Annotated in this window: 9 protein-coding genes and 1 pseudogene; 3 read left to right on the top strand and 7 right to left on the bottom strand. The window is 44.7% G+C overall.

What is annotated here, in order from left to right:
• Positions 1 to 101: 101 nt before the first annotated feature.
• On the bottom strand, positions 102 to 1,295 hold the full coding sequence (locus ACGF63_RS13810) for a benzoate/H(+) symporter BenE family transporter (RefSeq protein WP_387631462.1): 1,194 nt from the start codon (positions 1,293 to 1,295) through the stop codon (positions 102 to 104).
• 267 nt (positions 1,296 to 1,562) lie between these two features.
• On the opposite strand from ACGF63_RS13810, the gene ACGF63_RS13805 reads away from it, so the two are divergent.
• Positions 1,563 to 2,231, top strand: coding sequence for an epoxyqueuosine reductase QueH (locus ACGF63_RS13805; RefSeq protein ID WP_036844679.1), 669 nt, complete (start codon positions 1,563 to 1,565; stop codon positions 2,229 to 2,231).
• A gap of 74 nt (positions 2,232 to 2,305) precedes the next feature.
• Here the strand turns inward: ACGF63_RS13805 and ACGF63_RS13800 are convergent, their stop codons facing one another.
• Together ACGF63_RS13800 and ACGF63_RS13795 are read right to left on the bottom strand one after the other, a co-directional pair.
• Positions 2,306 to 2,410 carry a DUF3761 domain-containing protein gene (locus ACGF63_RS13800; RefSeq protein WP_387631484.1) on the bottom strand — a complete coding sequence of 35 codons (105 nt, stop codon included), beginning with the start codon at positions 2,408 to 2,410 and terminating at the stop codon, positions 2,306 to 2,308.
• Positions 2,411 to 2,418: 8 nt separating this feature from the next.
• Positions 2,419 to 2,649, bottom strand: coding sequence for a hypothetical protein (locus ACGF63_RS13795; RefSeq protein WP_036844676.1), 231 nt, complete (start codon positions 2,647 to 2,649; stop codon positions 2,419 to 2,421).
• A gap of 961 nt (positions 2,650 to 3,610) precedes the next feature.
• Here ACGF63_RS13795 and ACGF63_RS13790 point away from each other — a divergent pair.
• Positions 3,611 to 5,215: a toxin gene (locus tag ACGF63_RS13790; RefSeq protein ID WP_152963789.1), complete on the top strand. Its 1,605-nt coding sequence runs from the start codon at positions 3,611 to 3,613 to the stop codon at positions 5,213 to 5,215.
• A 149-nt stretch (positions 5,216 to 5,364) separates the two neighbouring features.
• On the opposite strand, the gene ACGF63_RS13785 is transcribed toward ACGF63_RS13790, so the two are convergent.
• The 4 genes from ACGF63_RS13785 to ACGF63_RS13770 form a co-directional block, all read right to left on the bottom strand.
• The gene (locus ACGF63_RS13785) at positions 5,365 to 8,229 is read right to left on the bottom strand and encodes an RHS repeat protein (RefSeq protein ID WP_387631458.1); all 2,865 of its coding nucleotides are present in this window, start codon (positions 8,227 to 8,229) and stop codon (positions 5,365 to 5,367) included.
• A 61-nt stretch (positions 8,230 to 8,290) separates the two neighbouring features.
• Positions 8,291 to 12,757, bottom strand: a complete 4,467-nt coding sequence (locus tag ACGF63_RS13780) for a SpvB/TcaC N-terminal domain-containing protein (protein ID WP_152963787.1) — start codon at positions 12,755 to 12,757, stop codon at positions 8,291 to 8,293.
• A gap of 119 nt (positions 12,758 to 12,876) precedes the next feature.
• A complete protein-coding gene (locus tag ACGF63_RS13775) occupies positions 12,877 to 12,993 on the bottom strand; it encodes a hypothetical protein (protein WP_162524239.1) in 117 nt (38 codons plus the stop codon).
• Between the two features lie 629 nt (positions 12,994 to 13,622).
• Positions 13,623 to 14,210: a hypothetical protein gene (locus ACGF63_RS13770; RefSeq protein ID WP_245219003.1), complete on the bottom strand. Its 588-nt coding sequence runs from the start codon at positions 14,208 to 14,210 to the stop codon at positions 13,623 to 13,625.
• A 603-nt stretch (positions 14,211 to 14,813) separates the two neighbouring features.
• On the opposite strand from ACGF63_RS13770, the pseudogene ACGF63_RS13765 reads away from it, so the two are divergent.
• A pseudogene (locus tag ACGF63_RS13765) lies at positions 14,814 to 15,851 on the top strand (IS630 family transposase).
• Positions 15,852 to 15,906: the final 55 nt, after the last annotated feature.

Below are 15,906 nucleotides of genomic sequence, written 5' to 3'. Positions count from 1 at the left end.
CCCATCATAATTTTTAGAATACAGAAGCACCGGCAAACTATCACAAGTTTTATGGATAATAAATATCATAAGGTGCTGAAAATTATAATTTTACTGTACGTTTAATGAGCGGTCTTGTTTTTTCCAGGTAAAGATAAAAGGATCATGGTTATTACACCACCGATTAATCCCCAGAATGCAGCGCCTACGCCAAGTAGTGTTACGCCGGAAGCGGTGATTAAAAATGTAATTACCGCAGCGTCCCGCTGTTTTTCATTCTGCAATGCCTGGAGCAGGCTGCCAGAAATTGTTCCCAGTAAAGCCAATCCGGCGATGGTATGAATAAGAGCAGTGGGCAGTGCGCTGAATAACATGCTGATTGAGCCACCAAACAGGCCTGCAATCAGGTAAAACACCCCCGCAGCGGCAGCGGCCATATAACGGCGATTAGGGTCGGTGTGGATTTCCGGGCTCATACAAATAGCGGCTGTAATGGCGGCAATACAGACGGAAAAGCCACCAAAAGGTGACAGGATAAGTGCGATTAACGCCGTCCAGCTTATCAGTGATGAAACTGAGACTTGATATCCTGCGGCTTTCAGTGTCGCGATGCCAGGCGCATTCTGAGAGGCCATCGTGACAATGAAAAATGGGACGCCTATGCTTAATAATGAAGAGAGTGTGAAACTAGGTGCAATAAATTCAGGGATAGCAAAGGCGACAGTTGATTGTTGTTCAAAATGAATATCCCCCTGTAAAGAGGCGATAATTAGCCCTGATAACAGTGTAAAAATAATGGCATAGCGGGATAAATATCTGCGTGCCAGCAGATAAGTCAGACACATTCCAGCAGTCAGTACAAAATTGATTGAAAACGAGGAAAAGGCGTCAAGGCCAAAACGTAACAGAATTCCAGCCAGCATTGCTGCGGAAAGCGCCTGTGGAATATAGTTCATCAATCGTGCGAACAGGCCGGTAATGCCACATAACAAGATCAGGGCAGAAGCAAAGATAAATATACCAATGGCTTCATTGATTGATGTTCCTGGCATGGTTGTCGCCAGCAGCGCTGCGCCTGGTGTTGACCATGCCGTAAGGACCGGCGTTCGGTAATAAAGCGATAGCCCCAGAGAACTGATGCCCATCCCTAGCCCCAGCATACTCAGCCAGCCACCGATCTGCATGGTTGTGGCTCCGGCGGCTTCTGCTGCTTGAAAGATAATTGCCGCCGAGCTGGTATACCCAACCAGAACAGCGACAAATCCGGCGATGATTGCCGGAAAAGAGAGGTCACGCAGGGAAATTGCATGGCGCATGTGGTCTCCATTTAAATTATTTTGGTTAAAAGAATCTGAATTTGTCTATAATTTAGCTAACTATCAGCGTAGAACAAATTTATCTATCGTGAACTTGTTGGTACAAACTTGGATTACGACGATATAACGGTGGAACCTGCCAGAATTTCAAGTAATTTAATACTATCGTAAAGACAAGTAAGCCATCATGAATTCCTTGTCGAAAGATTTGCAGCTAAAATAACTATTTTTATAATTAATTCTTATAATTATTATGGAGCCTGCCCAATGGAAAACTTTGTTCGTCCTGTTTTAACGTTACCGGATAGTGCGGAACGATTATTATTGCACTCTTGTTGTGCTCCTTGTTCCGGTGAAGTGATGGAGGCGTTGCATGCCTCTGGCATTGATTACACTGTCTTTTTCTATAACCCTAATATTCATCCAAAACGGGAATATTTGATCCGCAAAGAAGAGAATATCCGCTTTGCAGAACAACACAATGTGCCATTTGTGGATGCGGATTATGACAGCGACAACTGGTTTGAACGCGCTAAAGGCATGGAATGGGAGCCGGAAAGAGGTGTTCGCTGCACGATGTGTTTTGATATGCGTTTTGAGCGCACTGCTTTGTATGCTTATGAAAACAATTTCAGCATGATCTCAAGCTCTTTAGGTATTTCCCGCTGGAAAAACATGCAGCAGATAAATGATTGTGGAAAACGGGCTGCAAGTCAGTATCCGGGGGTTAAATATTGGGATTACAACTGGCGTAAGCAAGGTGGCTCCGCCCGGATGATTGAAATCAGTAAACGGGAAAGATTTTATCAGCAGGAATATTGCGGTTGTATCTATTCATTGCGTGACAGTAATAAACACCGCAAGTCTCAGGGGCGGGATATTATCAGGATTGGTGTGAAATATTATGGTGATGACGATACAGAAGGTGCTTGTTAAGCTATTCACTTTAATAGGTTGAGGGGGGGGATTTGCCCCCCTGAATTTACGGCTATTACACTATCAAATTTGTGTTATAACCACTTGTCGACACCGCCATGATGGGAACAAGTTCCTCTACGATGCTGGCTGTAACTGAAAGAACCATCTCTACGGCGTGCGGTTACCTCAGATGAGATGGGATAACTCAGTGAGTTTTTGCTTCTTTCGTCTTTCCTGTCGTCGCCTTATGATGTGAATGTTGTTTAGATGTGGCTTTGCCTGGTTTCTTTTCTGGCTGGCCTGCTTTGGTTTTCTCCACATGGGAAGATGTAACCTTGGTATCCGAAGATTGGGTTGCAGATGTGGTTGGTGCGGCTAATACTGCGCCAGAGAATAACAGTGATAATGCAGTTATAGATAAGCCTAAACGTGTCATGATAATTTTCCTGTGTTTTAACTTTGTTGTTTCATTTGCTGGGATACATTTTTAGCGCCTGACAAGCCACTTGATATTCCAGATTTGTTTTAATGCACAGTGAGTATACGGTTGTGATCGTTAATTCAGCAAATTTAAGATAATACCTTTTTATAGTTTTTTATAATTTGTTGAAGAATTGTTGAAGTTTTTTGACATGATTTGCCTGACAACAGGGAGCGTTTGTTTAATAGCACGGTTTTTTCCTGGTTAATTAATAGGCGATTATTTCAGGTGATGTGGTTAATGAGCGGACATTCATTGGCATAGCTAATGTGGCATGGTTTGTCTCCCGGTATCTTGTGCTAGTGAATTATAGAGAATAGCCATGTTTACGAAGGAATAACTCATTGTCATACTTACAAAGAAAAATGCCAGACTCTTATTACGTATACACTATGGGAGTTATATACCCTTCATCTTTCAAGTTGCTGCTTTGTTGGCTGTTTTCACTCACCCCAGTCACATAGTTATCTATGCTCTTGGGGATTCGTTCATTTGCCGCCGTGCTGCAACTTGAAATCTATTAGGTATATATAATGACAAATGGCATTCAATTGTGGGAATAAATAGTTATCTTAAAGGGATTCTTTCTGCAATAATTAATGAAAATAAATGTAATTAATGGAATTGCCCTATAATAATGTTTTTTATTTAGATGGGGTAGAATGTTATTACAACTAATTCTATGTCATTTGTGGAAAACGGTGAAAACTACACTATTATGAAATTGATGCATTGAAATAATTAATGCGAATTTAGCCGTTCAGTAACTATATCACAGTCGATAATAACACATTGAACATATTAACGCTCTATTAGGGAAAAACTTATACAGTTCATGATGAAAAGGCAATGAAGTGTCATAATAACTCATTGTCTATAGTCAGAAAAATAATGTTAACCAAGTGGAGATAGATGTATGTCTAAATGCAAACTAAACCGATGTATATTAGCAAGTGCTGTATTATTCTCCTTCATATCAGGAAATGTTATTGCCGCCAATCCTAAAATATCTGCATATTATCTGAGTGGGCCTGCTGCACAGGCTGATACTCAAGAATATTATGCCAGCCTTGATAATTTTAAAAGATTAAGCAGAGATATTGCTAAAAACAAGAGTAACTTTAATACGCTGGTATTGTCTTTTGTCCAGCCTGGTTTTGTTAATTATGAGAAAAACAGCCTGAAATGCTCAGGGTTATTTGGTTATACCTGTACCTCTAATCAAGTCATTAGCACAAGAGAAGCTGAAAATGCCAGGTCTGATTTTGTGACATTAAAAGGTATTATCGCTGATTTAAAATCTCATGGAGTGAGTACTTATATTGCTGTCGGTGGATGGAACTTTAGTTGTTATCCGAAAATTTATGATATAACCGCCAACAAAGAAGACGCTTGTGGTAATGAACCGGATGCGGTCTATGATATTTTCCCCAATCCAATGACTAAAATTCCTCGTTTTGATAGTAGTATTACGGGTAAGGCGGCAGATGGTGCATATAGAAATATTGTTAATTTAGCTGCCGACTTAGATGTAGCAGGGATTGATGTGGATTATGAAGAGTTTTGGCATGCTGATATTAATGCCAAAAGCTGGAAATTAACGCCTGACTCAATCAAGGTTCCTTCTAATAACAGTGAAACTCTTATTACATCAACTTTAATAACAAAGGGGTTAGGTGGTTATGTTTATGATGCGTCAATGAATATTGTCCCTGGTGCAGAAAGAATTCCCCGCGCAATGCCTGTAACTGTGGATAAATTCGCTGCTATTTTAAAATCTTTTTACACCTCAATTAATGCAGTTAAACCATCGCTTCAGTTAAGTACCGCTGGTCCTGCAACTGGGGGTATCCCGAATATGTCCGCTAACTGGGGAACCAACGCGAGGAACAGTGGTATTTATGGTGGTGCCTGGTGGGGAGGAAATCTCTATGGTTTGATTTATAATACCGCACTGAGTTACCCCAAAATTATCAACCGACTCAGTTATATTGGTGTAATGACTTATGATTTGAGTGAAAAAGATTGTGGATTTATCGGGGGAGGTGAAACTTATATTCCTTGTGATCTGCCTGGACAAGTTAAGTATTATTATAGTCAATATATTAACTGGCTTAAATCAGGCAATGAAGTTGTGACTTTTCATGTCAAACTGAAAGGAGCGCGTAATTACGCTCAGGCATCAATTCAACCGCAAAAATTATTGGTTTTGCCGCCTATTACGGTGGGGTTTGAAGTTGGTAAACCTGCAACCGGCAATTTACCGCTCACGAAAGCCAAGCTCAACAGCATATTAGATGGTACGATCAAATACGGTAAAACCGGCCTTATTATGTGGGATCTGTTTAAAAAGGAGCGTTATGACGGAAATAACTGGAAAGATGAGTGGGCAACACCTAATGATGTTTTGTCTACTGCCTGTAAAAAAATAGGACTGACAGGAGAGCATTATAATTGTGATAGCTCTGTCCCGACACCTGAGCTTGTCCCGGCTTTTACCAAGAGAAAAAATCAGGATTGAGGTTTTATTTTTAATTCTTAGTGTATGCAGGTTTCCTTTGAAGAAGACCTGCATGATTATATAAGGACAGCAGAACGTACCGGAAATGCTGAATATCCATATTTGCAACGATGCCAGCTCAAACTTTTTGGGATGAGCTGGCTATTTCGTTATCGTCTGCCGCGCAGCAGTAGCCGGCTGGTGACCTGAGAGGGTTTATCCATTAACTTCCAATGCTCATTTTCCGAATAGACTCTTCCACTCTTAGGAATGATAGAGCCAACGAGTAAATCAACATGGTGAGGTTGTAGACCAAGTTGGTTAAATGCTGCAACATCGACATTCATTGGTGCTGTCGGGAACTTTTTGTAGTCCTGTTCTAAAATGGCATCTTCTGCAATCGCTTTAAATACTGAAGAAGGTATCTCGAATGATTTTATAACAAACGGCAGTTTTTCTTTGGGATTTTCAGTTTTTTGTTCGTAAAACTGTAATGCCCGACGTGGGTTGCCGAAATTATAGAACGCAAGATTGCCACTGGATTTACCCTTATTGGCAGCAATATAATTTTTAGAAAATTGATACCATCCACCTCTCTTCTGCGCCTTGCCTGGCATGGTTTTATTCAGGTAGTCCTCTTTGCCTCCATGTTCGTTATTCCTGTTAGGAATCGCTATTTTCACTCCCCCGGTACCGGTAATCCCAGTATAAAGAAACTTCTCTGATTGTTGCGCCACTTCCACACGATAAACAGTGACGTTTTCAGTTGTTATGCCATGCAGGTTAATTTCTTCAGCCGTTGCCACTTTAGGTTCTGCAAAAGGCAACTCGTTAAAGAGACCCAATGTTTCCCGTTCTTTGGTTGGCCCACGATAAGCTTCATGCCATAAACTATTTGTGCCTGATATTTTTGGCGCAAGTTCATCGCGTGTACCCAAACTATGCTCGCTGAAAGGTAATTGTTTAAACGCTTCCCGGGTATACCACTGTTCCGGTGCTAATCCATCGGGATCATGTAATATCACTGGATTATTCCGAACCATCCTGTAAAGGTTCACTCCATCTGCTGTTCCGGCAGGGTCTGCACTTAACCATCTCCCTACCCACGGTTGATAATATCGATAACCATAGTAGTACAGCCCCGTAGCATCCCGTTCTTTGCCTGAGTAGCGAATAAATTTGTAACTGGCTTCAGTTTGGTTTCTAACTGACCATAAAGCCGTACCACCGAATGGATAGTACTCTTCGTGGCTGATAATTCCCCCCTTGTAATCCAACTCAAGCTGGCTGGAGCCGGTGAGGTTATCGTAGCTGTAACGTATTTGATCGTTTTTGATATCTGTTGGTGGTTTGGTTTCCCAGTGCAGTATCCGCACTTGTGCACGACCGGCCTCACCCACAGTGATAACTTGCAATTCTTGCTTTATGATAGGGCCGTGTTGGGTTGTGCGCAGCTCCAATCCTGGCAGATAAATGACTCGCTGTTGGTGAGTGAGGTATTGGGTTTGCTGTTCACTCACTTTCAGCAATCGCATTCCATCGCTGCCATAGCGATACCATTCCCTATCACTATTGATTCTGTTTCCCTGAGTTGCCTGTATCACCTGTTCTAACTGACCGCGGGTGTTCCAGCTCAGGTAGTGTCCCTGTACTAATGTATTCTGGTGGCCGCCGGCGTCAAACAAATCATCCACGAGCATTGGATTATCGGTCAATGTGCTCCACACTGCGCGGTTACTGCGGTTTGAAACCGTTATCTTTGTAGTATAGCTGCCTTGGATGGCGGGTGAACTGTGTTGGATTCGAGTCAGATTGCCGCCACGGTCATAAGTATAGGTACGGATATATCTGGTGTAAGTATTGCTGTCAGAAGGCAGAACAGGAGAGGGTAGTAAGTTATTGTGCTGGCCGATATTCGCCATTTCCCGGCCAGTTGCTTCGATTAACTGGTATAGAGAATCGTAGCTATAGGTATTATTCGGTACCACTTTTTGGTTGCGCCAGAAGCGGGTGGCTTCTGCACTATTACGAATATTAATGACATTACCCACCGGATCATATTCATAGCGTAAATCTTGTAACACTTTGCTGTCTAATTCGCGGTGGGTGGTAATGCTAATCAGACGTTGTGTTTCCGGTTCATAAGTGTATTCGGTAATTATACCGTTACCATGTATTTCTTGCAGTTTCTGCCCAGCGGCTGAATAATTCAGGGATTTGACTATAATCTGTTCACTCTGGTCTTTTACTGTCAGCTTGCTGCTGCTCAATTGTCCGGCAATATTGTAGGTCAGACGCTGTATATTGCCTTTTGTATCCGTCTGCGTCAGTAATGCACCGGTAGCGTCAAAGGTGTTTTGTGTGGTGTAGGCCTCGCTATCCAGTAGACTCTGGTTGGTGACTTGGTTACCATCTTTCCAGTCTGCCTGATAATTATCGGACAGCAATTGACGGGATTGTGATAAGACGGTTCCGGTTAGTGACCGGCTTTCTAACTGGGTTAGCCCCGCAGTGTCATAGTGATTCACACACTGGCCGACAAGGTTGTGGTCTTTTTCCGCCTGTGTGTTCCGGGACCAGATAAGGCGTTCAGTCACTCGGGCAGTTGCTTCTCCAGATACCTGTTCAGTGACTGATAACAGGCGGCCCGGCAAGGAAGTGGCTTCATATTGCCGGGTTTGTATAACGTTGGTTGCGGTTTTTGTCAGTACCGGGCGGCCTTCAATATCATTGAGGGTGACGGTGTGGCCTGCATCAACACTCTCTGTACTTAGGATATTGCCGGTCAGATCGTACTGCCAGGTAAAATTGGGTTTTACTGAACTATCAGTTTGCATGGCGTCATACAGGCGCGGATCAATACTTTGGATCCGGAATCCATAAGCATCGTACTGATGACGGGTGATACGGGTATCGGTATCACCTCCTGCTGTAGTGCGGTGAAAACTGATTTCACGGATGGTCAGGCCACGGTTGTCCCGAACGCTGACGATAGGAGTGCCGGCAAAGGTTGCCGGATTAAAAAAGGATGTCATATTACTGTTCCTCATGTTGATAGATACTGCCCCGCCATGTACTGCGGGGCAACGGGTAAAATTATGGGTTTCTTGACGCGGTGTCGTTTTCATCCTCACTGACGACAAACCACGGGGTGTACTGTTTTTCCCGCAGGTATTTCTTCGCGGTGATGACTTTGTATTCACGTCCCAATGGATCATAAATGTGGGTATCGGCGAATAGGTCATCGCGCGCGCTGTCGTCACTGACATAGCGCCAGTCATTCAGAAAATAGGGTTGATAAGTGCGCACAGGCTGACCTTTATCATCATATTCCGTGCGACCGGAAACGGCCCAGCGGGTGTCCGTTGACGTACTGACCAGCGCCCCATTAGCATCCACTACCAGCCCGCCGTCCTCTTGCCGTTGCCAAGCATCGCCGGATTCATGGCGAACAGAACTCTGGAGTAACCGGCCAAAACCGTCGCTGAAACTCACCGTTTGTTGGTGCTGCTGCTGTGGCTCGCTGTCGTAACGATCGGTGGTGATCATCAGCCCATGTGGAGGCAAACGGGGAATATCCGCCAATAAGGAGGCTTCATGAACAGTCAGTTTCTGGCTGTCTGTCGCGTGTTTCCAGCCCAGAGCGTACACCTTCCCATCCTCGGTGACTACCTGAGTGGTACGAAGTTGCTTCCATCGGGTTTCGGCCTGTTCTTGTGATCCGAAAAGCTGAGACGGGGATAGCGACGGCATCCAACTGTCAACGGCATAAACTGTACATTGAGCAACGGGAAGCGCACCTGTTAACGCCAGCGCTTTATCAACGGAATTTGGTGGCGTAAAAGGTTTCTCTTCTGGTGTTGAATAACCTGTGGCTTGTCCGGACTCTGTGCCCCAGAACCGGCTGGTGGTCACGCGGCCCAGCGCATCTAGTGTCACAATGTGTTGATTATCATTAACATCTGTCAGTTGTACCGGCGTCAGGAAGCGATAATCGTAACGGGCTTGCGTTGTTAATCCTGCGGCGTCCTGAGTTTGAGTGACCACACAATGATAGGTATCCCAGCTCAGGGTGGTTTTTCCTGTTAGTAATGAGTTGCGTTGAGCCTGAGGCCGCCAGAATTTGCCGGCATCACCGTAATCGGTATATCCCTGACGTGCTACCCATACCTGACTTTCTGATCCGGTATTAAACAGCCGTGCAGCCTGTTGATAACCGGCTTGTGTCAGTACGGTATTCAGCTCCTGCTCTTCCATGACGTCTTTGTAAGCCTGCAATGAAGTTTTGTCCAGCATGGCAGTTTCGCTGAATGCCACCAGTGCTTGAAGTGTTGGTTTTTCCAGCGGTGTATCTGATTGACCTGCGGTATACAATGTCCTTTGTTGTCCCAGATAAACCGCAGCTTTCTCATCTGCCAGCAAGCCATCTTCTTTCAGCAACACTTCAAGAGAAATCCCTTCTGCTGGAATTTTAGTCCGGTCATAGGTATAAACATCACTGCGTTGCGCATCAGGTAAACCCAGCCGCCAGTTTTCTCCGTCAATCAGGTGATACCAACTACTTTTTTGTCGAACCAGACGCAGCAACTGTTGCTGGTCATCATAGCTGCTGTCGAACAGCGTATCCGGCAGCGTTGGCGGGTAGGGATTTTCAGCAGGTTTTACCCTGCGCGGCCAGGCAATATCAACGCTTTGCAGAGGGTGACCAAAAATATCTTGTTGCAGTTGGATATGCTGAGTGAGCTGTGGGTCACTGGTAATACGCTCATAGTGATAGCTGCGGTTTTCAATGGCGGTGATCCAAACGGCTAATTCAGTTTCTTTATTGACGGGAATAGACCGTGCCTGATAGCGCGACTCACTGATGGCATAAGGGATTGTTTGATTATCTGTTCCGTCCAGACCATAGACCTCATTGCGCAGCAGCCGGCCTTTAAGTGCTCTGGTCAGCCAGTGACGCTGTGTGTCATTGGGGGTGAACACCTTGTCTGTTTGGCTGGCATTGTCCCAGGCGGTATAGCGGGTTTCAAATCCGGTGTAAGCCTGGGTGTCTCCTTGCCAGTATTCCCCAGCTAACTGGCTATCTACTTCATCCATCCCGGTAGCGAACCAACTGATGCTCAGTGACGGTGCGGCCTGTTCCGGTGCGGTACCGTGAGAAAACGTCGTGATATCTGTCTGTCTGACACAACCAAACCCTCTGAACTCGCGCTCTTTACCATCCCAGATGCCGTGGCTGTAGCTGACTTCACTGGTGAGTCGGTTACCGCTGATTTCATCCTGAATTTCGGTATGCCATAGCAGGTGCATTGGAAACGGCAGGTAACAAGCCGGTGATTTGCCCGCTTTAGTGAGCTGTAACTTCTCATCCAACCAGAATTGGGCAGAACTGCGGTAATGCAGGGTGTGATGTGCGCCGCGGTTATTGTTCATCGCATTTAATAACCAGGGCTTGGTCAGTGACAGGTCACAACGCCAGTGATGTGGTGCCATATGAGGCACGGTCAAAATCAGGCTGGCTACTCCCAGCCCCTGGATATCGGCAACCTGTAGCTGACAGGTGTTATCGAATTGTACCCCTTTAGGCAAAGTTAATGTTAGTGGGGCATCAAACTGATTACCGCTTTGGTTGAGATAAATCAGCAGGGAGTTGGATTGAGCATAGATAAGATCGGTGGTGCCGGAGCCGTCAATATCGGCCAGAAACAGCTGTTCAGGATTGAAGCTGCTTTCGGGCTGGCTGAATCCTGGCAGGATCAGTGGCTGACCGAAACGGCCATGCCCCAGATTGGGCCAGCAAGTGACGCGGTTAGCCCGGATTTCCACCAGATGTTGCTGACCGGAACCGAGCATATCACTAAATGCCACCAGTTTACGGGCATCGGTTCCGGTGACCGGCAGGGTGATACCTGCGGATTGGGGGACATCCTGACCTTTGCGCCAGCCATCTCGCTGGTTCGCATACAGACGTACACTTTTCGGCCCGATTAACACCAAATCGGATAAGCCTGCCCCGACAAGATCGGCGAACTGGGCGCTTGGATGGAAATATTCCACTGGCAAGGCATTGATTGGCGTAAAGTGAGTCCATTTACCGTCGGGCTGCTGGCTGTGGTATCCCCGGACACCGGAGGCGGTGACCACCCAATCCAGTTGACCATCCCCGTTGATATCCATCAATGAGGCATTTTCCTGCAAATTGGGCAGGGTGGGCAGCGGCGCTATTTTGCTGTAAACCACGGCATTACTGTCTTCGCCTTCCTGACGTTGCGGTGCTTTATACCACCAGGCGCCACGTTCCTGATATAACATGCCGGGCAACCCTTCTCCGCGCAAATCAACCAGTTGATAACGTTGTTGGGGATTAAAGTTATCCAGCCCATCGAACCGTTGCCAGGCCGGTATCTTTTCATGGTCGAATCGTTGCCAGGCTAACTCCAGAGGAGGCAGGGTGATAGGAGTGCCGTCGGGTTCGTGACTTAATTGACGGGCGGCAGTTAATGTGGTGATACCGGCATTTTTGTCATAGTCCAGTATCAGGCGTCCGACCAGCTCCGGAGTGTTATTGGTGCCGACGTCTCCGGCCAGCAACGTGGTGCGGTGAAACATCAGCACTTGTTGACACAGACGGCGGGTACGCACTTCAAAACCGTATTCATAGCGGGAGAAAGTATCCGGGCGTACAGACCATTGCGCTGTACCTGTATCCCATGTTGGTACGGCATAAAGTGAAGTATCCCGCTCACCGTGGTCAAAGATCAGATGAAATAACCACTCTTCCGGGGCAGGTGGTGTGTTATCCAATATAAACAGGCTGGTTTGCGGTTTGACATTCCCATAATTCACCTGCACCAGATAGCGTTGTGCGGTGGTATTCGGGTGACGTGTTTTTTCGTTATCGTCGCAATTAGCTTCATCTTCGGCCCGGTACTGGTAGCTGACATGCTCACCGGTCGGCGTCACAGTTTCTTCCAATAACCACTGGGCGATTTGCTGGTCATTTTGCGGATTAGTCAGGCAAGCCTGTGCTGTTTTTCCCAGAATATGCCATTGTCCGTCCGGTGATGATATCAGCCAGAACGCGCGACCTTCCTGACCGGAGGCCGGTTGCCAGTATTCGATTTTACTGAAATCCTGTATCTGGCGGGGCTGATAGTGGGTCACGGTATAGGAAACCGGCAGGGTAACGCCTTGCAGCGTCTTAACGTCCTGTCGAATATCGGGTTGTCCCTGATCATTCAGAGCGATATTCATCACCTCACCGCTTGGGGATAAAAATGTGTCGTTATTATCGTACTGTGGAATACCGTGTTGAGTACGTCGGCTAATAGTCGTGACGCCGCATTGCCAGCCGATACCGAAAGGCCCGTTACCTGCACTGCTGCTATACGTTAGTGATAACCCAGGAGCAGGACCCCGCCCGGCAGAGAGAGGTAACGGCAGGGAGAGAGTTGCCATTCCATCAGGACCGGCGGCGTTAAGTGCTTCTCCCATACCACTGATAGCGCCGCCGCCTTTGGGGAGTGACAGCGTTGTAACTGATACTTCTGATGAATCCTGCATAAAATACTCCTTATGACAGGCCCCTTACAGGGACCTGTGATAGACAAAGAAAAGAAATTTACGCGTCTCTAATGATGTAATTCAGATGCACAATGATGTCACTCAAGTTGGCAACCCGATCATGTGGCGATTTCCGCATCCATTGTCAGCGTGGCTTCAATATCCCGATACGGCCCCAGCAGTGTTGGCAGGGTTACCGCGATACGTTTAATGCGGCGTTTCTTTTCGCTACTCATGTTGTTCGAGTGTACCTGATAACAATGATGTTTTATTTTGCATAACAGTCACCATGACATGGCTTAGAATTAGCACGTCTCGGAAGGTTAGTTGCGAAGATCAAGCTAGCTTTCTTTGTGTGACAATTCATAAGTATTCCTTTCTATTTTCACTTATTTATTGCTAATTCATTTAATGTGGTACATGGATGGATAAAATGACCAGCTCGAGAAATCCTATCCAATATGCTTATGACAAAAGGTGCTATAAAAATTAATTGATGATAATGGACTAATCCATGATTTATCTTAGGTATTAGACTTACTTCACTATTTAGTAAGTTTTCCTAATTGATAGAGGGATGACTTTATAGTGTGGGAGCTTATTATGTTAAGCTTATTTTTTATTAATCCAGGAACAAAAAATTAATCCAATGATGGCAGTGGAGGAACCACATAACGGTTTGAGCCTGAAAATAATCAGGCTTGTATTTATCGGGGCGTGTTTGATCTTCTGCCAGCCAATTTATTGATAATTTTTAGACGCTTCGTGAATAAATATCCTCTCTGTCTATTTGCTGGCTAAAACGCACAAAAGCCGGTTTTATTCGCTCTTGCCAGCTTCATTTGAGTTATAACGATGCTTGTTATTACCGCATCTTGCGCCACAATGGCATGATATTGGTTAATACATCAGGGGGAGGGCAAGGATCATTCACCTTTGTCATTTTCCATAAACCGGTATGGCTTTTACGGGCAGCATTATTGGACATAAATACTTGATATAACGAACCTGTGTCTCCGGCATGATTATGGGTATCGAGGAAGCCTTTGTTTCCCCACTGATTATAGAGAGAAAGGCTATCGCCTTCTCTGATGCTTCCATTTGGCGGCGTAGTTTCGCAATAAATAACCCATTCCAAGCTTGCTTTTTTACGGATATCTGAGGTGTAGACTTGGTGTATCTCCGTTGATTGCTCATCTTGATCCCTCACATCATAGTACCGTAAGTAACCGCCATCACAGTAATACAGGTTGTGAAGTAAGATAATATCATTATTCATTATCTCACTCCCGGTCGGTTTTTCTGTTGCTGACTCAATTCGCCATGCTCCACCATAAATAGCTAAAGATGCATCTACTGTGACAACGGCATATTTGGTACCGGGTTTATTACCGTTGCCAAATACACTGAGATATCCGCCGCTCCAATTCTTATAGCTGTTTAATATTGTCACGGTATCTCCATATTTAAGTACATTCTCCATCATTTCCTCGGAAAGTATGTTATTTTTCTTTGAACAATTGATACCTCCCTGAAATTACTTTCCATTCTATAATGCCATTTCTTGCATATATTCCTGGTGTCATTTCAGGATTTGGTTATCGTAACAAGCGGGTTATCTCGCCTTTTCTGTGATCCTTTGTGGGCCTGAAATAGGGTTGAATTCCTGCGTTACTGAATATTCATAGCAATGGGAGATAGAGAAAGAAAAGATAAAAAAGTTAATTTTTGTCGAATGAGGGGTTATTTGGCGGATTGCAGGTTATTTCCCGGTTATTACATTACCTAAAAGTTGAAATATTATTTCTTCTGTTTATCACTATGTAGCATAGCCCTAAAGGAAGAGTCTTTTTACTGATATATCTATCGTGGAACACAAAAAAAGCGACATAACGCCGCTTCAATTGATGGATAAATTTCATCTCTACTGGTGTTGCTGGATTTGCCAGGACAATAAATAATTTTTCAAAATAATAGATCACTTGGAGGGAACTCAGTCCGATTTTTGCGATCTGATCAATTGCGAAAAATCCCAAACCCCAATACGGACTGAGTGATGCCTATCATAGCATCTATACCTCAAGATGAATGCCAGAAAATGAGAAAACTTATCCATAAAACCCGTGATAAGAACTATTCCCGTCGATTAACAGCGTTATTGATGCTCAATGGAGGATTGACAGTGACTTATGTCGCCAAAATCCTTCATGACGCATGCTCTTCCGTCAATCGTTGGGTTGAGTGGTTTACATTATATGGGCTGGAAGGGCTCAAAAGTTTATCGGCTGGCCGACTTGTGGTCTGGGATCTCACCCCGCTCTATAACCTATTGCTTTTCTTATTACAGCAATCCCCAAGAGTTAGGTTATCTCTGCTCTCGCTGGAGTCTTGGGCTCATGACTCATACCCTCAATGAATTACTCAACCTCTCTCTGACACAAAATGTACTCTATCGTTACTTTGCTCAGGTGGGGATTGTCTGGCGCAGAGCGGCACCAACGGTAAAACAACCTGATCCTGAATATGATGAAAAAATGGCAAAGGTCACGGAAGCTAAAGCGAATATCTCAGAAAGACATCCCGTTTTCTATGAAGATGAGGTGGATATTGATTTAAATCCGAAAATCGGAGCGGACTTGTGTTTCAAAGGACAACAAAACGGGTTATCCCCCCGGGGAAAAATAGAAAATATTACCTTGCGGGTTGCCTCAATGCCCAAACAGAGCAAGTCACCTATGTTAAAGGAATCAAAAAGAACTCTGATTTATTTATCAAAATGTTAGATGAACTGAATCATCAATATCCCCATGCGGAAACCTTCACATTAATCTTAGATAACTACTGTATTCATAAAAGTCAGAAGGTAAAGGACTGGCTGGCACGACATCCCAAATTTACCCTGTTGTTTTCACCGGTCTATTCACCGTGGCTAAATAAAATAGAACGGTTATGGCAATCGCTCCATGAGACAATAACGCGAAATCATTGTTGTCAATTTATGTGGCAGTTACTTAATTATGTTGATGCCTTTTTGAAATCGTTTTCATCACAGCAAGAACCAGGAAGACAAAAAATGGGTGTAGCACTATTATGAAACCTTATCCTTTATTTAAAAAAGGCATTACTCTTTTTATTTGTCGTATTATTAA

The organism is Photorhabdus sp. RM322S, from assembly GCF_042879395.1.
GTDB lineage: Bacteria > Pseudomonadota > Gammaproteobacteria > Enterobacterales > Enterobacteriaceae > Photorhabdus > Photorhabdus khanii.
This window is presented reverse-complemented; position numbering and strand designations above follow the sequence as displayed.